This window comes from Pseudomonas sp. MSSRFD41, from assembly GCF_014230245.1.
In the GTDB taxonomy this organism is placed as follows: Bacteria; Pseudomonadota; Gammaproteobacteria; order Pseudomonadales; family Pseudomonadaceae; genus Aquipseudomonas; species Aquipseudomonas piscis.
The window spans coordinates 1-18,657 of the sequence record NZ_JACKZK010000034.1 but is presented as its reverse complement, the minus strand read 5'-3'; the positions used below and the strand labels follow the sequence as shown (position 1 = coordinate 18,657).

The 18,657-nt window shown below is 62.1% G+C and carries 17 protein-coding genes; 11 read left to right on the top strand and 6 right to left on the bottom strand.

Translation table 11 applies throughout. The features are described from left to right. Positions 1-202: 202 nt before the first annotated feature. Positions 203-1,219 (top strand): class I SAM-dependent rRNA methyltransferase, encoded by a 1,017-nt coding sequence (locus tag H7A76_RS29635; protein ID WP_185701796.1) that lies wholly within the window; start codon positions 203-205, stop codon positions 1,217-1,219. A gap of 104 nt (positions 1,220-1,323) precedes the next feature. After that, on the top strand, positions 1,324-4,242 hold the full coding sequence (locus tag H7A76_RS29630; protein ID WP_185701795.1) for a DUF748 domain-containing protein: 2,919 nt from the start codon (positions 1,324-1,326) through the stop codon (positions 4,240-4,242). 202 nt (positions 4,243-4,444) lie between these two features. Here the strand turns inward: H7A76_RS29630 and H7A76_RS29625 are convergent, their stop codons facing one another. Both H7A76_RS29625 and H7A76_RS29620 read right to left on the bottom strand, forming a co-directional pair. Next, complete coding sequence (locus H7A76_RS29625; RefSeq protein WP_185701794.1) at positions 4,445-4,801, bottom strand: BON domain-containing protein; 357 nt, start codon at positions 4,799-4,801, stop codon at positions 4,445-4,447. Between the two features lie 214 nt (positions 4,802-5,015). Continuing rightward, entirely contained in the window at positions 5,016-5,432 is a 417-nt protein-coding gene (locus H7A76_RS29620) for a pilin (protein ID WP_185701793.1), read from the bottom strand. 286 nt (positions 5,433-5,718) lie between these two features. On the opposite strand from H7A76_RS29620, the gene H7A76_RS29615 reads away from it, so the two are divergent. Genes H7A76_RS29615 through yacG form a run of 4 tightly spaced genes read left to right on the top strand, consistent with a single transcriptional unit; the run spans position 5,719 to position 8,631 of the window. Then, on the top strand, positions 5,719-6,936 hold the full coding sequence (locus H7A76_RS29615) for a type II secretion system F family protein (RefSeq protein ID WP_185701792.1): 1,218 nt from the start codon (positions 5,719-5,721) through the stop codon (positions 6,934-6,936). Between the two features lie 2 nt (positions 6,937-6,938). Next, positions 6,939-7,811, top strand: coding sequence for an A24 family peptidase (locus tag H7A76_RS29610; protein WP_185701791.1), 873 nt, complete (start codon positions 6,939-6,941; stop codon positions 7,809-7,811). Further along, on the top strand, positions 7,808-8,431 hold the full coding sequence (gene coaE / locus H7A76_RS29605; protein WP_185701790.1) for a dephospho-CoA kinase: 624 nt from the start codon (positions 7,808-7,810) through the stop codon (positions 8,429-8,431). The genes H7A76_RS29610 and coaE overlap by 4 nt, the downstream gene beginning before the upstream one ends. Then, a complete protein-coding gene (yacG, locus tag H7A76_RS29600) occupies positions 8,428-8,631 on the top strand; it encodes a DNA gyrase inhibitor YacG (RefSeq protein WP_085597062.1) in 204 nt (67 codons plus the stop codon). The genes coaE and yacG overlap by 4 nt, the downstream gene beginning before the upstream one ends. Positions 8,632-8,650: 19 nt before the next feature. Here yacG and H7A76_RS29595 read toward each other — a convergent pair whose 3' ends face one another. From H7A76_RS29595 to H7A76_RS29585, 3 genes are all read right to left on the bottom strand, one after another. Then, positions 8,651-8,866, bottom strand: coding sequence for a hypothetical protein (locus H7A76_RS29595; RefSeq protein WP_185701789.1), 216 nt, complete (start codon positions 8,864-8,866; stop codon positions 8,651-8,653). Between the two features lie 63 nt (positions 8,867-8,929). Further along, a complete protein-coding gene (locus H7A76_RS29590; RefSeq protein WP_185701788.1) occupies positions 8,930-9,619 on the bottom strand; it encodes an energy-coupling factor ABC transporter permease in 690 nt (229 codons plus the stop codon). Beyond that, positions 9,616-10,083 carry an FAD/FMN-containing dehydrogenase gene (locus tag H7A76_RS29585; RefSeq protein ID WP_185701787.1) on the bottom strand — a complete coding sequence of 156 codons (468 nt, stop codon included), beginning with the start codon at positions 10,081-10,083 and terminating at the stop codon, positions 9,616-9,618. The genes H7A76_RS29590 and H7A76_RS29585 overlap by 4 nt, the downstream gene beginning before the upstream one ends. A gap of 141 nt (positions 10,084-10,224) precedes the next feature. On the opposite strand from H7A76_RS29585, the gene H7A76_RS29580 reads away from it, so the two are divergent. From H7A76_RS29580 to H7A76_RS29570, 3 genes are all read left to right on the top strand, one after another. Beyond that, positions 10,225-10,854, top strand: a complete 630-nt coding sequence (locus H7A76_RS29580; protein WP_185701786.1) for a DUF1780 domain-containing protein — start codon at positions 10,225-10,227, stop codon at positions 10,852-10,854. A 186-nt stretch (positions 10,855-11,040) separates the two neighbouring features. Next, a complete protein-coding gene (locus H7A76_RS29575) occupies positions 11,041-11,214 on the top strand; it encodes a DUF3094 family protein (protein WP_022641066.1) in 174 nt (57 codons plus the stop codon). 60 nt (positions 11,215-11,274) lie between these two features. Beyond that, positions 11,275-12,573 (top strand): NAD(P)/FAD-dependent oxidoreductase, encoded by a 1,299-nt coding sequence (locus tag H7A76_RS29570; protein WP_185701785.1) that lies wholly within the window; start codon positions 11,275-11,277, stop codon positions 12,571-12,573. 85 nt (positions 12,574-12,658) lie between these two features. Here H7A76_RS29570 and H7A76_RS29565 read toward each other — a convergent pair whose 3' ends face one another. Then, on the bottom strand, positions 12,659-13,288 hold the full coding sequence (locus H7A76_RS29565) for a response regulator transcription factor (RefSeq protein ID WP_185701784.1): 630 nt from the start codon (positions 13,286-13,288) through the stop codon (positions 12,659-12,661). 315 nt (positions 13,289-13,603) lie between these two features. On the opposite strand from H7A76_RS29565, the gene H7A76_RS29560 reads away from it, so the two are divergent. Both H7A76_RS29560 and H7A76_RS29555 read left to right on the top strand, forming a co-directional pair. Further along, positions 13,604-14,800 (top strand): EAL domain-containing protein, encoded by a 1,197-nt coding sequence (locus H7A76_RS29560; RefSeq protein ID WP_185701783.1) that lies wholly within the window; start codon positions 13,604-13,606, stop codon positions 14,798-14,800. Positions 14,801-14,905: 105 nt separating this feature from the next. Next, positions 14,906-18,538 carry an ATP-binding protein gene (locus H7A76_RS29555; protein WP_185701782.1) on the top strand — a complete coding sequence of 1,211 codons (3,633 nt, stop codon included), beginning with the start codon at positions 14,906-14,908 and terminating at the stop codon, positions 18,536-18,538. The last annotated feature ends 119 nt before the right edge of the window (positions 18,539-18,657 follow it).

Sequence of the window (18,657 nt, the reverse complement as noted above, 5' to 3'; positions counted from 1 at the left end):
CGTACACCCATAGGAGCGAGGCTCGCCCGCGAGACAAACGTCATGACACCGCCGTGCATCAGGCACAGCGCGTGTTCGTAGAAGATTTATCGCGGGCAAGCCTCGCTCCTACAGACAACGGAAGCCCCTCACCGCGCGCCCGCCTACAAGCACTAAACGAAGCTGGTAAACTGCCCCGCCCAATCATTCGCAAGGCGCCCGCATGTCTTCCTTGAACCAGGCGCTGCGCGCCGCCCTCGATCATCGCCAGGACCTGCTCGCCGAGCTGCACCAGCAAGGCACCGATTGCTATCGCCTGTTCCATGGCAGCCAGGAGGGCTCCGGCGGCCTGACCGTCGACCGCTACGGCCCGCAGTTGCTGGTGCAGAGCTTTCACCAACCGCTGGAACGCGATGCCTTGCTGCAACTGCAGGAAATCGTCGACCAGCGACTGCAACTGCCCACCCTGCTGGTCTACAACGATCGCTCCCAGGGCAACTCGCGCATTGCCCGCGAGGATTCGGTATACCGCGCCGAAGACGCTGCCCTGCAAGACCTGGTCGGGCATGAATGGGGCCTGAACTATCGGGTCCGTGGACGCCACGCCGGGCAAGACCCGCTGCTGTTCCTGGACCTGCGCAACGCCCGCGGCTGGGTCAAGCGCCACAGCGCCGGCAAGCGCGTGCTCAACCTTTTCGCCTACACCTGCGGTGTGGGCCTTTGCGCCGCGGCCGGCGGTGCCCGGGAGGTCTGCAACCTGGACTTCGCCGAAGGCAACCTGGCGGTCGGCCGGGAGAACGGCCAGCTCAACCCGCAACTGCCAGCGATGCAATTCGTGCAGTCGGACTACTTCCCGGCGATCCGCCAGTTGGCGGGCTTGCCGATCAGCCAGCGGCGAGGCCAGAAGCTACCCAGCTATCCGCGCCTGGAACAGCGCCAGTACGACCTGGTGCTGCTGGACCCACCCGCCTGGGCCAAGAGCGCCTTCGGCACCGTCGACCTGCTGCGCGACTACCAGAGCCTGCTCAAGCCCGCCCTGCTGGCCACCGCCGAGGATGGGGTGCTGATCTGCTGTAACAACCTGGCCAAGGTCTCGCTGCAGGACTGGCGCGAGCAGGTGCTGCGTTGCGCCGAGAAAGCCGGGCGCCCGGTACGCGACTGCCAGGTGCTGAAACCGGCTGCGGATTTTCCCTCCCTGGATGGCCAGCCACCACTGAAAACCCTGATCCTGCAACTCTAAGGACAGCTACAAAATCTGAACAATCCTGAAAACAGGGCTGGTTTCGGAACCGTAAACGCGTGCCATACTCCAAGGCACATTTGATTCAAAAGATGAAGCCTCGCATGACCAAAGGATTGATTCGCGCTATCGGCGCCTTGTTGACCGCTCTGGCCCTTTACAGTCTGCTGGGTTTCCTGATCCTGCCAGGCGTCGCCCTGCGCGTGGCCAACCAACAGCTGGCCAACTACGCCACCACGCCGGCCCATATCCAGCGCATCGAACTCAACCCCTTCAGCCTGGAGCTGACCGTCTGGGGCCTGAACATCGGCGAGCCGGGCAAGGAACAGATCGCCTTCGAGCGCCTCTACGCCAACCTGCAACTGGATAGCCTGTGGACCCGGGCACTGCATCTGGCGGACGTCGAGCTGGACCGGCCCAAGACCCAGATCCTGTTCGACAAGGACGGCCAGCTCAACCTGCTGGGCCTGTTCAAGCTGCCCGCCAGCGAACCTACCCCCAGCGATCCCGAGGCCAAGCCGTTTCCGGTCCGCATCGAGCGCATCAAGCTGGCCGGCGGCTACGTGCATTTCCAGGACCTGCGCCCCAGCGAACCGATCGAGTTCCTCTACGACAAGCTCGAGTTCGAGCTGAAGAACCTCAGCACCCTGCCCGACGACAGCGCCGACATGACCCTGGTGGCCACCGGCCCCGAAGGTGGGCAGATCGACTGGAGCGGTAACTTCAGCATGACCCCGCTGACCTCCGAAGGCACCTTGAAAGTCACCGGCGGCAAGATGAAGGCCTGGTGGCCCTACGTCCGCGATGCGGTGCCGCTGGTACTGGAAGATGGCCTGCTGAACCTCGATACCCACTACAAGTTCAGCCTGGCCAAGGGCACCGAACTGCTACTGGACAACGCTTCGCTCAGCGTCGCGCCATTCGCCATCAAGGCCCCGGATGGCCGCCCGCTGGCGCGCCTGGAACGCCTGGATCTCAGCGAGACCACGGTGGACCTGGCCAAGCAGCAAGTGGTGGTCGGCAAGATCCGCAGCCAGAAGCTCGAGACCTGGGCCGCCCGCGAGGCCGATGGCCAGCTGGACTGGCAGAAGCTGTTCGCCAGCCAACCGCCCAAGCCGGCCCCCAAGCATGAACCGGCCACCGCCGAAGCGCCCAAGGAGCCGGCGGCACCGAGCAAGCCCTGGCAGGTACTGCTCAAGGACGTCGAGCTGCGCAACTACCAGGTGCACCTGGCAGACCGCCAGGTCAAGCCGGCAGTGGCCCTGGAAGTCGGGCCGCTGAACCTGGACCTGAAGAATTTCGACAGCCTCAACCAGTCGCCCTTCACCCTCAAGCTCGACACCGGGCTGGGCAAGCAAGGCCGGATCAATGCCAGCGGCGAGGTCAACCTCAACCCCATCACCGCCAAGCTCAAGGTCCAGACCAAGGACATCGATCTGCGCGTCGCCCAGTCCTACATCAGCCCCTTCATCCGTCTGGAATTGCGTAGCGGCATGCTCGGCAGCGACCTGGCGGTGGACCTGAGCAAAGTCGAGCCACTGGCCTTCAGCATCACCGGGCGGGCCAACGTGGATCAACTGCACACCCTCGACACCCTCAAGAGCCGCGATTTCGTGAAGTGGCAGCAGGTGGTGGTCGAGGGCCTGAACTACCAGCATGGCGACAGCCTGAGCATTAGCCGCATCAACCTGATGCAGCCCTATGCCCGCTTCATCATCAACGATGACCGCACCACCAACGTCGACGACCTGCTGATCCCGCAACCGCCGAGCAGCTCTGGCAAGCCCGCGGCCAAGCCGACCGCCGGTTCGAGCAAGCCACTGGGCATCCGCATCGGCGAAATCGCCATCAACGACGGTTCGGCCAATTTCGCCGACCTGACCCTGACCCCCAACTTCGCCACCGCCGTCCAGCAGCTCAACGGCAGGATCGGCACCATCGACAGCCGCCAGGCCAAGCCGGCGGACGTCGACGTCAAGGGCAAGGTCGACCGCTATGCGCCGGTGACCATCAAGGGCAGCGTCAATCCTTTCGACCCGATGGCGGCCCTGGACATCGCCACCAGCTTCAAACGAGTCGAACTGACCACCCTCACCCCCTACTCCGGCAAGTTCGCGGGCTTCCGCATTCGCAAGGGCCGGCTCAACCTCGACCTGCACTACATGATCACCAAGGGCCAACTCAAGGCCGAGAACAAGTTGGTGGTCGAGCAGTTGCAACTGGGGGAAAAGGTCGACAGCCCGGACGCCGTGGATCTGCCGATCCGTCTTGCGGTGGCCCTGCTCAAGGACACCGACGGCAAGATCTCCATCGAGTTGCCCATCTCCGGCGACCTGAACAACCCGCAGTTCAGCGTCATGCCGATCGTCTGGCAGACCCTGCGCAACCTGGTGCTGCGTGCGGCCCAGGCGCCGTTCAAGTTCATCGGCGGCCTGATCACCGGCGGTGGCTCGGAGGACCTGGGCAGCGTCAGTTTCGCCCCCGGCTCCAGCGAATTGAGCAAGGAATCCGAATCGGCCCTTACCACCCTGGCCAAGGCCCTCCAGGAGCGCCCGACCCTGCGCCTGGAGATCGAGGGCACCAGTGCCAAGAGCAGCGATGGACCACTGATCGCCGAACAGCGCCTGGAACGCGAATACCAATACAACTACTACAAGATCCTCCAGCGTCGCGGCGACAAGGTCCCGGCACAGGCATCCTTGTTGAAGGTCCCAGAAGATGAGAAGGCGCCACTGCTGGAGGGTATCTACCGCACCCGCCTGAAGCAGCAGCCGCCAGCAGAATGGAGCCAGCTCAGCCGTGACGAACGCAGCGCCAAGCTGCGCGAGGGCCTGATCCAGTTCTGGAGCGGCAGCGAAGTATTGCTGCGCCAGCTGGGCCAGGAGCGGGCCAGCAGCATCAAGGACTTCCTGGTGGACAAGGCCCAGCTGGCCGATGACCGGGTCTACTTCATCGATGCCAACCTGGGCGAAGCCGAAAGCAACGGCAACGTCATCACCCCGATGCACCTGGACAGCGAATAATCAGGTTTGCGCCGGGCCCACGCCCGGCGCCCTTCGCTTAAGCCACAGCGACATTGAATCCCGCCCAAATAGAACAGGCCCCGACACAAGTGCCGGGGCCTGTAATGATCACGTCCTTGTGATCTTCCGCATGAACCCTTGGAGGAAGCGGCAGATCAAGTGCCCGCCACATCCTCCACCTGTCCAGGCAAAAGGCTGGGTCTTACTCGGCCTTCAGGCCGTCAGCGGAGACTGCCTTCACGCCCTTGATCTTCTTGGTGATCGCCACCGCGGTGGCTTTCTGCGCCTCGGTAATGGCCACGGTGGACGACAGCGAAACTACGCCCTTGTTGGTCTCGACCTTGATATCGGTACCAGGAATGCCTTTCTCGGTGACCAGATCGCTTTTCACTTTGGTGGTGATCCAAGTGTCGGAGGTGGCCTCTTTGGCCTTGGTCACTTCACCGGCGGCCACGACCATCGGCGACTGAGTGCCTTGGGCGGGCTGCGCAAGGGCTGCGTTGGCCATGGTCAGGGTCAAAGCGGTAGCGGTTGCAGCAGCGATAGCGAACTTCTTCATACGAGTAACTCCTGTTTTTCTGGAAAGCCTGCGCCGTGTCCTGGCCGCAGGGTTGTCAGAGATATTGCAGGGGCTGTGCCAAATTCATAACTACAAAAATAACTATTAAAATCAATAAGTTATATAAATATGAAAAAATCAGGACCATGCAAAATGCATGATATTCCCTCTCCCTGCATGCAAGTTGCGAGTTTTGCCGGGGGCTGGCCAGGGCTCACGCCCCCTCGGTCGCGCAGCCCTTGGGAGCATAGTCGGCCTCCACCGTGGTGATGCAGTTCCAACCGGTGGTTGCCGAGCGAATCAGGGTCAGGCTCTTGTCCAGCACCGGGCCCGGGGCGTTGAGGATGGTGCAGCCGATACTCCCCTCCCCCGTGGCGGCCGTGCCGCTCGCGGTCATCCGGCAATGGGCTGTCTGGGCCGTGCCTCCGGCCAGTGCCAGGGTCGGGTCGGTGCCCTGGCCCAGCAGATCCTCGACACCGGCCTTGAGCGCCGAGACCTCCGCCAGCGCTGCAATGACCTTGGCTCGCGCTTGATACTGGGCATACAGCGGCATCGCCACCATGGCGAGCACGCCAATGATCGCTACCACCACCAGCAATTCGATCAGGGTGAAACCAGACTGTCGTTTCATGGGTCGCCTCCTGGCTTGAACGAAAGTTACAAGAAAGGCCACAAGGGCCATCAGCTTCGAAGCACGCCCTGTGCCAGGGAACAGAACCCATGAAATACGCGACCTGTGGACCAGACAGACCAGGCCCGGGGAATCAACAGTCGCATTAACTGACAAATCTGGTCAGCACCTGACACTACCCGGCAGTTCACCACGGCTAGGCTTGGCTAGGCGTGGACACGTCCTGCCGCTGGTTCTGCGGCACGGCGACGTCCGCCTCGACCTGCGTCTGCTCAAGGACCGAACCATGACGGTACAACCACCCGCCACCCGCACCTATGTCTGGCAGGGCACCGATAACCAGGGCCACACCCTGCAAGGCGAACTGGCTGCCACCAGCCCGGCATTGGCCAGGGCCCGCCTGCGCCGACAGGGCATAGTTCCGAGCCGGATCCGGCGCAAGCCCCACGGCCTGCCGCGCCTGGGACAGCGGATCAGGCCCCGGGACATCGCCCTGTTCGCCCGGCAACTGGCGACCTTGTGCCAGGCCGGCGTACCCCTGCTGCAATCCCTGGACATAATCGCCGAAAGCTTCGAACAGCCGCCTATGCACCAACTGCTGGCCAGCCTCAAGCGCGATATCGAGGCTGGCTCCAGCCTGGCCAGCGCATTGCGCCGGCACCCGCGCCATTTCGACCCGCTGTACTGCAACCTGGTGGAAGCCGGTGAACAGGCCGGGGCCCTGGACACCCTGCTGGACCGGGTCGCCACCTACCAGGAACAGAGCGAACGCCTCAAGGCCCGGTTGTACAAGGCCATGGTCTATCCCCTGGCGGTGATCGGAGTGGCGATCCTCGTCAGCAGCATCCTGCTGCTCAAGGTCATCCCGCAATTCCAGAGTCTGTTCGCCGGTTTCAACGCCGAACTCCCGCTGCTGACCCGCTGGGTCATCGGCCTCTCGCACTTTCTTCAGGAACATGGCGCAAGCCTGCTGACTGCCGGCCTGGGGCTGGGTTTCGGCGCGCGCATGGCCTATCGCCGCTCGCCCCGCCTGCGCGATGCCCTGGATATCATCCTGCTGCGCCTCCCCTTGACCGGCACTTTGTTGAACAAGGCCGCCGTGGCCCGCCTGGCCCGGACCCTGGCCACCACCTTCGCCGCCGGCGTGCCGCTGGTACAGGCGCTGGAGTCGGTGGCGGGAGCCAGCGGCAACAACGTGCATCGCCGGGCGGTGGAACGGATCCGGGTACAAGTCGCCAGCGGCATGCAATTGAACTTCGCCATGCGCGCCAGCGGCGTCTTCCCCGGGATGGCGATCCAGATGACCGCCATCGGCGAAGAATCCGGGACCCTCGATCATTTGCTGGAAAAAATCGCCATGCATTATGAGAACGAGGTGGACAACCTGGTGGACAGCCTGACCAGCCTCATGGAGCCTTTGATCATGGTGGTGCTGGGCAGTATCGTCGGAGCCCTGGTGCTGGCCATGTACCTGCCCATCTTTCAACTCGGTACAGCGATCTGAACATGTCCTTGACTGAAGTCTTGAGCCTTTACCCCCTGGCGTTCGTGCTGGCGTCCCTGGTATTGGGATTGATCGTCGGCAGCTTCCTCAACGTGCTGGCCTGGCGCCTGCCGCGGATGCTCGAGCGCGATTGGCGGGCCCAGGCCCATGAAATCCTGGGGCTGCCCACGGAGCCCGTGGCCGCGCCCTACAACCTGTTGCTCCCCCACTCCCACTGCCCGCATTGCGCACAGCCCATAAGCCCCCGGCATAACGTCCCGTTGCTCGGCTACCTGTGGCTGGGCGGCCGCTGTGCCCACTGCAAGGCTCGGATCAGCGTGCGCTACCCGCTGGTCGAATTGGCCTGCGGTGTGCTTTCAGCGTTCGTGGCCTGGCATTTCGGCTTCGGCTGGACGGCCGGTCTGCTGTTGTTGTTGAGCTGGGGCCTGCTGGGCATGAGCCTGATCGATGCCGAGCACCAGTTGCTGCCTGATGTGCTGGTGTTGCCACTACTGTGGCTGGGCTTGATCGTCAACAGCTTCGGCCTGCTGGCGAACCTGGAGGACGCCCTCTGGGGTGCGGTGGCCGGTTATCTATTGCTGTGGTCGGTGTTCTGGCTGTTCAAGCTGCTGACTGGCAAGGACGGCATGGGCCATGGCGACTTCAAGCTGCTGGCAATGCTAGGGGCCTGGGGCGGCTGGCAGGTCCTGCCGCTGACCTTGCTGCTGGCCTCCCTGGCCGGTGCGCTGATTGGCAGCCTATTATTGCGCCTGCGCCAGGCCAAGGGCTCGACACCGATCCCCTTCGGCCCCTTTCTGGCCATTGCCGGCTGGATTGCCTTGCTCTGGGGTGGTCAAATAACCGACTTCTATTTGCAGTTTGTCGGTTTCCAATGACTCGCTCCGTTAACACCCCCTGGATCCTCGGCCTCACCGGCGGGATCGGTAGCGGCAAGAGCGCCGCTGCCCAGCACTTCATCGACCTGGGTATCCATGTGATCGATGCCGATCATGCCGCCCGCTGGGTGGTAGAGCCCGGACGCCCGGCCCTGGAACAGATCGCCCGGCATTTTGGCGAGGGCGTGCTGCAGGCTGACGGCCAACTGGACCGTGCCGCCCTGCGCAAGCTGATCTTCGAGGACCCACAACAGCGACGCTGGCTGGAGGCCCTGCTGCATCCGCTGATCGCCGAGGAAATCGCCAGCCACCTGGCCCGGGCGCAATCGCCCTATGCCATCCTGGTTTCGCCGTTGCTGGTGGAATCGGGACAGGCCCGGATGACCCAGCGCATCCTGGTGATCGATGCGCCCCAACCGTTACAGATCGAACGCACCCTGTTGCGCGACCGGGTCAGCGAACAGCAGGTCCAGGCGATTCTCCAGGCCCAGGCCAGCCGCGAGGAGCGCCTACGACATGCCGACGACGTCCTGGTCAACGACCGCGACCGTGCCTGGCTGCACAGCGAAGTCGAACGCCTGCATCACTTTTACCTAACCTTGCGTGGAGGCCAGCCATGAGCCAACCCTTGACCGTCGAATGCCCGACCTGTGGCGCCCCTGTGGAATGGACCCCGGCCAACGTCAACCGACCGTTCTGTTCCGATCGTTGCAAACTGATCGACCTGGGAGCCTGGGCGGCGGAGGAGCACAAGATCCCGGTGAGCCCGGACGCCGAGGACGACCTGTTCTCCGAAGAACTGCCGCCCCGCGCCCACTGAAGATTCGCGTGAAGGCCGATCAGGGCCGCATGAAGCTGTAGTCCTGATCGTCGTCGAGGTTTTCCGCGAGGAACTGCAATTCATCCGCCAGGTCCTCGATGCTGCGCACATGCTTGCTCTGCTGTACCACCGCGCTGAGCAGCGCCCGCAGGCTCAGCCCGGGCTCAAAGCCCTCCTGCAGGGCGTTTTGCAGGCTGTCGCGTACTTCCTGCCGGGCCCACTGATAGACACTCATGACCGCACTCCTGGAATTTTTGCCGAGCATGCAGCGCGGCCAGGCGTGCGCAATTGATATGGATCAAGGGCGCGGATCCTCGTCTTTCCAGGGCGCCGAGAGGTAACGGGTGCGGTTGAAAGTCTCCAGCCACTCGGGGCAGAACACCACCAGCGCACTGACCAGCATGCCGTTGATGAAGGCCTCGGGAAAGATGATCAGCCACAGGTAGCCGATGAAGTCTTCCAGCCATTCGGGCATGGCGAAACGCTCGTCGAACCACAAGAGGCCCAATCCGCACAGCAGGCACAACAATGCCGAGAGCGCGGCGGCAAAAAAACCCGAGCAGAAAATATAGACGAACAGGTTGCGCGGCTGGGCCCGCTCCACCAGCCAGGCGCAGGTCTCGGTCACTGCCACCGGCAGCAGCACCAGCAATATCCCGTTGACACCCAGGGCCGCCAGGTCCTGGCGTCCCAACACCAGCAATCCCAACTGCGCGACCAGGCCCCCGATCATGGCCAGGGGCCAATCCAGCAACAAGGTCACCGCGGTCATGCCGATGAAGTGATAGGACACGCCGGTATCGAAATCCCGCCGGACCAACCACAACAGGAACAGAGCGAAGACCGTGCCGAACAGCAGGTGCTGGCGGCGACTGTCGGTGAACAGCTCGACCCAGGGCGCTCGCCATATGGCCCAGAGCAGCAGCGGCACATACAGCAGCCACCCCAGGACCAGCGTCTGCGGCGCCAGCAGGGCCGCGCTGATCATGGCCGGGATTGCTCCAGGGCCGCAGCTAGCTGCTCGGCACTGGCGTATTCATGGCGCTCGACCAGTTGCCCATCCCGCAATTGCAGCCACAGCACCTTGTCCTCGCTTGCCGGGTAGCGCGGCGCCACTCGCCCCTCACGATCGAGCATCACCCGGTAGGGATAGTCGCGCATGGCCGGTACGGCGAACATCCTGGCGATCAGCGCGGGCATGCGCTGGATATCGGCGACAAAGACGCCACCCCGCTCCTGCAGATAGCCCTTGGGCTGGTCCTTGAGCGCCGCGTTCACCAGCTTGGCCGCGTCCATGCTGCGCGCCACCAGCAGGATCCGGGCCTGGCCGTCGAGGCTGTAGGCCTCGTCGAACTGGTCCAGCAGGGTCCAGGGCGCCAACCGCTCCCCGATCTCGAGGGCCTGGGCCCACAACGGCAACAGGACCAGCAACAACATTGACCAGCGCTTCACGGCACACTCCTTATCGTTCGACGGGACGCGCAACAGTCTACACCGCCCCTGGGCAGGCTCCAGCTTGGGCGATCCAGGGCCCGGGGGCTTTTTCCGCGCGGCTGGTTCTTAAGGTCACATTTGGGCGCTAAGCTTGAGGGTATGGATGACTCAGATTTCTTGCGCCTGCTAACCATCCAGGCCGAGCAAGCCAATGCGTTCCTGTCCAATGCCCGCAAATGGGAGCGCGAGCGTTGGGTCTGCCAGCGCCTGCTGCAGGGCTTGAACATTCCCTACCGCAATGAAGAATTCTCCGCCCCTGGGCAAGAGCCGCCGGACGTGCTGTTTCGCGAGGCCAGCTTCGAGGTGTTCTTCGTCCTCGACGAGGGACGTCGGCTCAACGATGAATGGCGCGACGAACTGCAACGTCGGCGCAGCGCATTTTCCCTGAGCCAGTTGGTGCGGCGTGAAGCCAAGCCCAAGCGCATCCCGGCCAACGAGCTACTGCTGCGGCTGGGACCGACCTTGCGCAAGAAGGCCCGCAATTATCAGGAGCGCGGAATGAACCTGGGGGAGCTGGATATCATTGCCTTTGCCGCCCTCAAGCGCGAAGTGCTGGACCTCAATAGCCATTTCCCGCCGCCTACCGAATACCTGCGCCAAGGCTGGCGCTCGTTATCCCTGGTAGGGCCGACCTTCGCCCGGGTACTGTTCGCCCACCCGGATGCTCCGGAGTTCCTGCGCAGCAACCTGGGACGCAGCATCGTCTTCGATGTCGGTATCAGTTTGTGAGGCTCGTCAATCCACCATCGGTGGGCATGGCGCAATCCTCCCCGCAATGGTAAAAAGCGCTCATGCTTGCCGGCCCCGGGGTGCCATGGATCTCCACATGGCAGCATGTGATGCTCCTTTTCATGCCGGATTACACTGCGCTGTAACATTCCTCTCTGTTGCGACGTCTAGCCGACGAGGCCTTTTATGAGCAGCCGCCTGAACCCCGACGACCAACGCCATGTCGAAGAATACCTGCACCTGCCCCAGCACCGAGTCGAGCGCCGGCCCTTCCGGCCGTGGATGCTCCTCGTGGTGGTGGTCGTGGTGACCGTGGCCCTCGGCTTGTTGAGCCGTCTTATCAGTTACCTGACGCTATGAGCCGCATCGCGCTCGCTCGGTCGACTGTCCCGATTTCTTTTAGCCTTGCGAGATATCCCCATGAACCATCGTATTGTCATCGTCGGCGGCGGCGCCGGCGGCCTGGAGTTGGCGACCCGCCTGGGTAAGACCCTGGGCAAACGCGGTACGGCCAGCATAACGCTGGTCGACGCCAACCTGACCCATATCTGGAAACCCTTGCTGCACGAAGTGGCTGCCGGATCGCTGAACTCCTCCGCGGACGAACTCAACTACGTTGCCCAAGCAAAATGGAACCACTTCGAGTTCCAGCTGGGCCGCATGAGTGGGCTCGACCGAGAGCAGAAAAAAATCCAGCTGGCGGCCACCTATGACGAAGAAGGGGCCGAGCTGCTGCCTGCTCGTGAACTCGGCTACGACACCCTGGTGCTCGCAGTGGGCAGTACCACCAACGACTTCGGCACCCAGGGCGCGGCCCAGCATTGCCTGTTCCTCGACACACGCAAACAGGCCGAGCGCTTCCATCAACAATTGCTCAACCACTACTTGCGAGCCCACGCCGGACAGAGCGAGGAGCTGGAGCAGATCAGCGTGGCCATCGTCGGCGCCGGCGCCACGGGTGTCGAGCTGGCGGCCGAACTGCACAATGCCGCCCACGAATTGGCAGCCTACGGCCTGGACCGGATCCGCCCGGAGAACATGCACATCACTCTGATCGAAGCCGGTCCGAGAGTCCTGCCAGCCCTGCCCGAACGCATCAGCGGACCGGTGCACAAGACCCTGGAGAAACTCGGGGTGCGGGTCATGACCAACGCCTCGGTCAGCGAAGTGACCGCCCAAAGCCTGCTCACCGCCGACGGCCAGGTCATTCCTGCCAGCCTCAAGGTGTGGGCTGCGGGGATTCGCGCCCCGGGTTTCCTCAAGGACATCGATGGCCTGGAGACCAACCGCATCAACCAGCTTCAGGTGTTGCCGACCCTTCAGACCTCCCGCGATCCGAACATCTTCGCCTTCGGCGATTGCGCCGCCTGCCCGCAACCTGGCAGTGATCGCAACGTTCCACCACGGGCCCAGGCGGCGCACCAACAAGCATCGTTGCTGGCCAAGTCGTTGAAGCTGCGCCTGGAAGGCAAAGAGTTGCCAACCTACAAGTACACCGACTACGGCTCGCTGATCTCGCTCTCGCGCTTCTCGGCGGTCGGCAACCTGATGGGCAACCTCACCGGCAGCGTGATGCTCGAGGGCTGGTTGGCGCGGATGTTCTACATCTCGTTGTATCGCATGCACCAGATGGCCCTGTACGGAATGTTCCGCACGGCGATGATGATGCTTGGTAGCCGGATCGGACGCGGTACAGATCCGCGCCTGAAGCTGCATTGATCGCCTGGGCCCCGCTATGCAATAGCGGGGCCCAAGTCATCGAGATGGCGCAAATGCACCGGCAGAGCCAGCCCGCAATTTCTCGTCAGGGAATCAACGCATTGCGCTTGGCGAACTCCGCCAGGCTGACCTGGGAACCCAGCCCTAGTTTCTGCAACAGGCGGGTCTTGTAGGTACTTACCGTCTTGTTGCTCAAGAACAGTTTTTCTCCGATAGCCTTGTTCGAATGCCCCTGTGCCAGGTGCTGCAGGACGATCATTTCCCGATCGGTCAGCAAGCCGATCTGCTCGGCCTCGGAACGCTGCTCCACCGTCGAGGCGGACACATCCAGAGCCAGCGACGGGTAGAAGGTGTAGCCTGCCAGTACAGCATTCAGGGCAACCACCAGGTTGCCCAGGTCCTCTTCCTTGTTGACGAATCCCCGGGCTCCCAGCTGGATGCAACGCCGGCAGAAACCTTCCACCGACTGCGAGGTGAGCACCAGCACTTCGGTGGGCAGGCCCAGGGCCTTGATACGCGACAGCACCTTGAGGCCATCGAGCTTGGGAATCCCGATATCGAGGATCACAGCGTCGGGCACATGCTCACGAACCAGCTCCAACGCATCCAGGCCATTATCTGTCTCGGCCACCACGCGCATGTTGTGCTTTTCCAACAACACCTTGACGGCAAGCCGCACGACAGGATGGTCATCCACTATCAATACGCTATGCATATTGTCATTTCACCTTAAGAACTCAAACGTCGGTCAACCATGACCATTGGAAAATACGCCATCGCACTTTGCTCAAGCGCCATTGACTACCGCGCGAAACCATGGCTTCGCGTGAGAAACCTCTTGCTGGTTCAGCGGAAAATTCAGGTTCCAGTCAAATAACCGGCGATACAAGGGATTAAGGAGCAGGTCCTACGGAATCAGATAATTCAATTATCCTTGAGGAAAATTCCTACAAACCATAGAGATACAGCTAGTGGACCCTGCTCTGGAATCTTAAGCAAGATGCTTGGCGATCAATGACTCGAGCCGGCAATGCAACATTTGAACGTCCTGGTTCTGGATGACGAACCACTCCAACGACTGATCACCATCGCTGCCTTGAACAAGGCTATGCCCGGACAGGTGCACGAAGCCGGTAATGGCGACGAGGCCCTGGCCCTGCTGAGCAGTTGCGAAAAAATCGATATCGTCATCTGCGACCTGAAGATGCCCGGCATGGACGGCCTGGCTTTCCTGCGCCATGCCAGCCAGAGCGGCAAGCTGCGTTCAGTGATCCTGTGCAGTCAGGCCGATCCGATCCTGCGGCAAACCACCATCGCCATGATCAAGCGCCTGGGCCTGCACTTTCTCGGCGATCTGGGCAAACCGTTCCGTCTGGAACGTCTGGTAGCTATGCTGACGCGCCACCAGAGCTGGCGCCACGGCGGCCCCCTGTCCCAGCCCCTGGCCAGGTCCGGCCTGCCGACATTGGCCGAAGTGGTTCGCGGGTTGGACAACGGCGAGTTCGAGCCCTATTACCAGCCCAGGGTAGCGCTCGAGGACGCCTCGCTGCTCGGCGTGGAGTCCCTGGCACGCTGGAATCATCCCAGGCTGGGTGTACTCCCGCCATCGCACTTCCTGCCACTCATGGAACAGCACAAGCTCCTGGACCGCCTGTTCTGGCAACTGCTCGAACAAGGGCTGGCGCTGCGCAGGAACCTTGCCGGCCAGGACCGCCCCCTGGACTTTTCCTTTAACCTGCATCCGGCGCAACTGTCCTGCCAGGCCTTGAGCGGTGCTATCGCCAACTGGCTCACGCGGTTCCAGGCACCAGCCGCCAGCATCATCTTCGAAATCACCGAAACCAGCCTGATCACCGCACCCGCCTGCAGCCTGGAGAATCTGGTGCGCTTGCGCTTGATGGGTTGTGGCCTGGCCATGGATGACTTCGGTGCTGGCCACTCTTCATTGCAGCGCCTGTGCGAACTGCCCTTCAGCCAGATCAAGCTCGACGGTACCTTCGTGCGCAAGATGAAGTACCAACCCAGGAGCTGCGCAATCATCAGTTACACAGTGGCCCTTGCTCGCTCACTGGGCATGTCACTGATCATTGAGGGGGTCGAGAATATCGAACAGCAAATGCGCCTGCGGGACCTCGGGTGCCAAGCCGCCCAAGGATTCCTGTTCGCGCGACCGATGCCCGAACATCATTTCATAGCCTATTGCCGCGCAGATCCGCCGCCAGGATGACTCAATCGATCGCTCACCAGCCTCCCACGTCCCTGTTCCACATGCCGATGCCGTCCCCTCCAGTCCATCGACCACTTCCTGGCCCCCTATTTTTCTGAAGCAATCATGCATTCCCGACTTTTCTTGCTTTTCATCTGTTTGGCGATCATGGGGCCCCAACCGGCCGTAGCCCAGGTTATCCCCCATACGCTGTACAGCACCGCACGCCTAGACCACCACGAGCTCGCGCTCGAGGACGAGGATTGGCACTGGCTACGGCACAAGTTGGAATTGAAGATCGGAGCGGTCGCACAAGAGTCGGCGCCTTTCAGCGTCAGCTATAACGATGGCCGCTACGAAGGCATCACCGCCGACATCAGCGCCCTGCTCGGGCAGTTGCTGGGAGTGCGTATCAAGCTCCTGCCCTTCCAGACCCACGAAGAGGCCGAGCAGGCGCTGCAAGCCGGCACTATCGATTTCATGGGCAGCTACAACTCCGGGCACCCCGATGCCAGTATCAGGCGCACTCGGCCGTTCGCCGAAGGGCGCCTGGCATTGTTCAAGCGCAGCGATGAACTGCGCACCCCGCCCCGGGATCTTGCCGGTCTGCGGGTGGCCGTACCCGAACAACACGCCGCTGAACTGCGAACCCACTTCCCCCTCGCCCAGTTGCTGGTACAGACCAGCCATGAGAACGCTATAGCCGCGACCGCCTTCGGCGATGCCGACGTTTATGTCGACGACGTGCTCAGCGCCTACTTCCAGATCAACCGTTCCTATTACGGTTTTCTGCGGTTCGAGCGTTTCGCCGACCATCCCAAGGGCGACTACGGCTTCGCACTCAAGGGCAATAACGAACGCCTGCAACGGATCCTGGACCAGAGCATCGAGGCCATCGGCCAGGAAAAACTCGTCGTGCTGAGCCGACGCTGGGTGGGCAGTGGTTTTTTGCCGACGGACGAGCGCATCCCCCTGACAGCCCAGGAAGCTCGCTGGATCGAGCGTAATCCAGTGCTGCGCCTGGTGATCAACGATGACTTGGCGCCCGTTGCCTTCTTCGATGCCAATGGCGTGTTCGCCGGGGTCGCAGCGGAACTGCTAGAGGTGATTTCCCAGCGCACGGGCCTGCAATTCCAGGTGACGGCACGCAACGGTGGGTATCCGGAGCAGATCGAAGCCTTGCGCCAGTCCGAGGCGGACCTCGCCATCATGACCGCTAGCGCACAGCGCGAGGAAAATCTGCGTTTCACCCGTCCGTTCCTGGCCAGCCCCTTCGTGCTGATTACCCAGGCTGACAAGACCGGCAAAGCCAAGTCGCCTGGCAACCTGGCAGGCAAGCGCCTGGCCATTCCCACCGGGCATGTCATGCTGCAGCAAGTACGCGAGCTCTACCCGGACACCGAGCTGATAGAAACCCAGACCGCCCTGGACAGCCTGAACAAGGTCTACTCAGGCGATGCCGACGCCACCGTGATGTCGCTGCCCACCTCGCGCTACTACATCGTCCGCCTGTTCCAGAACAGGCTAGCCATCGCCGACCTGATCCATACCAGCCAAAAGACCGCGAACTTCGCCTTGCGCCGGGAAGATTCGGAATTGCAGTCGATCCTCGACAAGGCCCTGCTCAGCCTTCCGGCAGACGATCTCAACGCCATGGCCAACCACTGGCGTTCACCACCGGGCATGAGCAGCGAAACCTGGCGCGACTACACCATCGTCATTGCCGAGATCGTCACCGGGGCCTCGTTGCTGCTACTGCTGTCATTGATCTGGGGCTTGTACCTGCAACGTCGGGTCAGGGTCGAGAAAACCCTCAACGACCAGTTGCGCTTCATCGAAACCCTGACCGAGAACATGCCGCCGGTGCTCTACATACGAGACATCGACGGCGCCATGCTGTCGTGCAATCGCAGCTACCTGCGTAGCGTCGGCTTGAGTGCCGAACAGGTGCTGAACAAGACCGTGCGGGAGTTGCCCGAGGCTCATTTCGCTGCGGAGCCAGGGCTACACCAGCGATATCTGCAGGCGATCACCGATGGTCAGACCCTCACCTCGGAGGAGATCGTTCGCTTGCAGGGCAAGGAGGTCTGGATCGAGCACTGGATCCAGCCGTTCCAGGACAGCCACGGCGTCACCAAAGGCGTGATCTGCGGTTGGCTGGATATCACCAAACATCGCCACCTGGTCCAGGAGCTGAAAGAGGCCAAGAACCTCGCCGACGAGGCCAGTCGGGCCAAGACCACCTTCCTGGCGACCATGAGCCATGAAATCCGCACGCCGATGAACGCAGTCATCAGCATTCTGGAGCTGGAGCTCAAGCGCGCCAACAGCGACCAGATCGAGCGTTCCAGCATCGAAATCGCCTACAGCTCGGCCAAGAGCCTGTTGGAGCTGATTGGCGATATTCTCGACATCGCCCGGATCGAATCCGGTCGCCTGAGCCTTTCGCCCAAGCGTGCCAACCTACGGGAGTTGGTGGAGTCCGTCGCCCGGGTATTCGAGGGGCTGGCCCGACAAAAATGCCTGAACCTGGTGCTGGAAATCGACTCCAGCATCAACGGCGACGTGCTGGTGGACGGTATGCGCTTCAAGCAGGTCCTGTCCAACCTGGTCAGCAATGCCATCAAGTTCACCGAATCCGGCTTCATCAAGGTGACCATCGGTGCCGACCTCCTGGAAAACTCGGCGCTGAAGGTCAAGCTCAGCGTGGAAGATACCGGGATCGGCATCTCTCCAGCCAATCAGCTGCGCCTGTTCCAGCCGTTTTCCCAGGTGGAGCGCAACGTGCAGCATACCGAGGGCACGGGCCTGGGCTTGGTGATCTGCCGGAGCCTGTGCGAAATGATGGGTGGGCACATCTCGCTGAGCAGTTCACTGGGGCAAGGTACCCGTGTCGACGTGGAGCTGCTCCTGCAAGCGCTGGAACGCGTGGAAGCTCCTGAGCGCCCTCCGCAACCCAAGACTCGCCCGATGTACCGCTTGCAGGTCCTGATCGTGGACGATCATGCGGTGAACCGCCAGGTCCTGCAGCAGCAGCTGTGCTTCCTCGGGCATGACGTGGTAGAGGCGGAAAACGGCCTGAATGCCTTGAACATCTGGCGCGAACGGGGATTCGACATGATCATCACCGACTATCACATGCCCATCATGAATGGTGCCGAGCTGGCCCGCGCCATCCGCCGCTATGAGCGGGACAGCGTCAGCCCGCCGGTGATGATCATCGGCCTGACCGCCGATGCCCAACCTGAGGAAGTGGAGCGTTGTGTCCAGGCCGGAATGAACGATTGCCTGGTCAAGCCTATCGGCCTGGACGAATTGGAGCTGCGCTTGTTGTCCATCGGCGATACCGATGATAGCGAGGCTGAGCTGCTTCCCTCCCCGGGCGATGCGCCTAAGCCCAATGCCTTCGACCTGGAATCCCTGCAAAGCCTGGTGGGCAGCGAGCCGAAAATGCTTCGCCACATACTGAGCGAGCTGATCGTCAACAATCGCACCGATCAACAAGCGCTCACGACCTGCCTGCAAAAACAGGCGACAGTCGAACTTGCAGAACTGGCTCATCGCATCAAAGGGGCAGCGCGAGTGATCAAGGGAGAGCTATTGGTGGAACGTTGCCGCCAACTGGAGCAGGCCTGCCTCAATCATGTGCCGCTGGAGGAAATCGCTGAGTATGTGGAACAGGTGCAACTGGCCATGACGGCCCTGGAACATGGCTTGCTGGACCAGCCGGACATCTGGGAAGGCTCGCAAGACCTATGATCAATGGCGGCCCAGCCCAGGCAGGGCTGGGGACATTTCCAAGGACAAACGAAAAAGGGCACCTCATTGAGGTGCCCTTCTTCGTGAATATGGTCGGGGTAAGGGGATTCGAACTCCTG

Excerpts from the sequence above, each read along its gene's own strand:
- H7A76_RS29595 (WP_185701789.1), bottom strand. The coding sequence starts at position 8,866 with ATGAGTGTCTATCAGTGGGCCCGGCAGGAAGTACGCGACAGCCTGCAA.
- H7A76_RS29580 (WP_185701786.1), top strand. The coding sequence starts at position 10,225 with ATGGATGACTCAGATTTCTTGCGCCTGCTAACCATCCAGGCCGAGCAA.
- H7A76_RS29615 (WP_185701792.1), top strand. The coding sequence starts at position 5,719 with ATGACGGTACAACCACCCGCCACCCGCACCTATGTCTGGCAGGGCACC.
- coaE (WP_185701790.1), top strand. The coding sequence starts at position 7,808 with ATGACTCGCTCCGTTAACACCCCCTGGATCCTCGGCCTCACCGGCGGG.
- H7A76_RS29610 (WP_185701791.1), top strand. The coding sequence starts at position 6,939 with ATGTCCTTGACTGAAGTCTTGAGCCTTTACCCCCTGGCGTTCGTGCTG.
- H7A76_RS29590 (WP_185701788.1), bottom strand. The coding sequence starts at position 9,619 with ATGATCAGCGCGGCCCTGCTGGCGCCGCAGACGCTGGTCCTGGGGTGG.
- H7A76_RS29555 (WP_185701782.1), top strand. The coding sequence starts at position 14,906 with ATGCATTCCCGACTTTTCTTGCTTTTCATCTGTTTGGCGATCATGGGG.
- H7A76_RS29565 (WP_185701784.1), bottom strand. The coding sequence starts at position 13,288 with ATGCATAGCGTATTGATAGTGGATGACCATCCTGTCGTGCGGCTTGCC.
- H7A76_RS29620 (WP_185701793.1), bottom strand. The coding sequence starts at position 5,432 with ATGAAACGACAGTCTGGTTTCACCCTGATCGAATTGCTGGTGGTGGTA.
- H7A76_RS29635 (WP_185701796.1), top strand. The coding sequence starts at position 203 with ATGTCTTCCTTGAACCAGGCGCTGCGCGCCGCCCTCGATCATCGCCAG.
- yacG (WP_085597062.1), top strand. The coding sequence starts at position 8,428 with ATGAGCCAACCCTTGACCGTCGAATGCCCGACCTGTGGCGCCCCTGTG.
- H7A76_RS29570 (WP_185701785.1), top strand. The coding sequence starts at position 11,275 with ATGAACCATCGTATTGTCATCGTCGGCGGCGGCGCCGGCGGCCTGGAG.
- H7A76_RS29630 (WP_185701795.1), top strand. The coding sequence starts at position 1,324 with ATGACCAAAGGATTGATTCGCGCTATCGGCGCCTTGTTGACCGCTCTG.
- H7A76_RS29575 (WP_022641066.1), top strand. The coding sequence starts at position 11,041 with ATGAGCAGCCGCCTGAACCCCGACGACCAACGCCATGTCGAAGAATAC.
- H7A76_RS29560 (WP_185701783.1), top strand. The coding sequence starts at position 13,604 with ATGCAACATTTGAACGTCCTGGTTCTGGATGACGAACCACTCCAACGA.
- H7A76_RS29625 (WP_185701794.1), bottom strand. The coding sequence starts at position 4,801 with ATGAAGAAGTTCGCTATCGCTGCTGCAACCGCTACCGCTTTGACCCTG.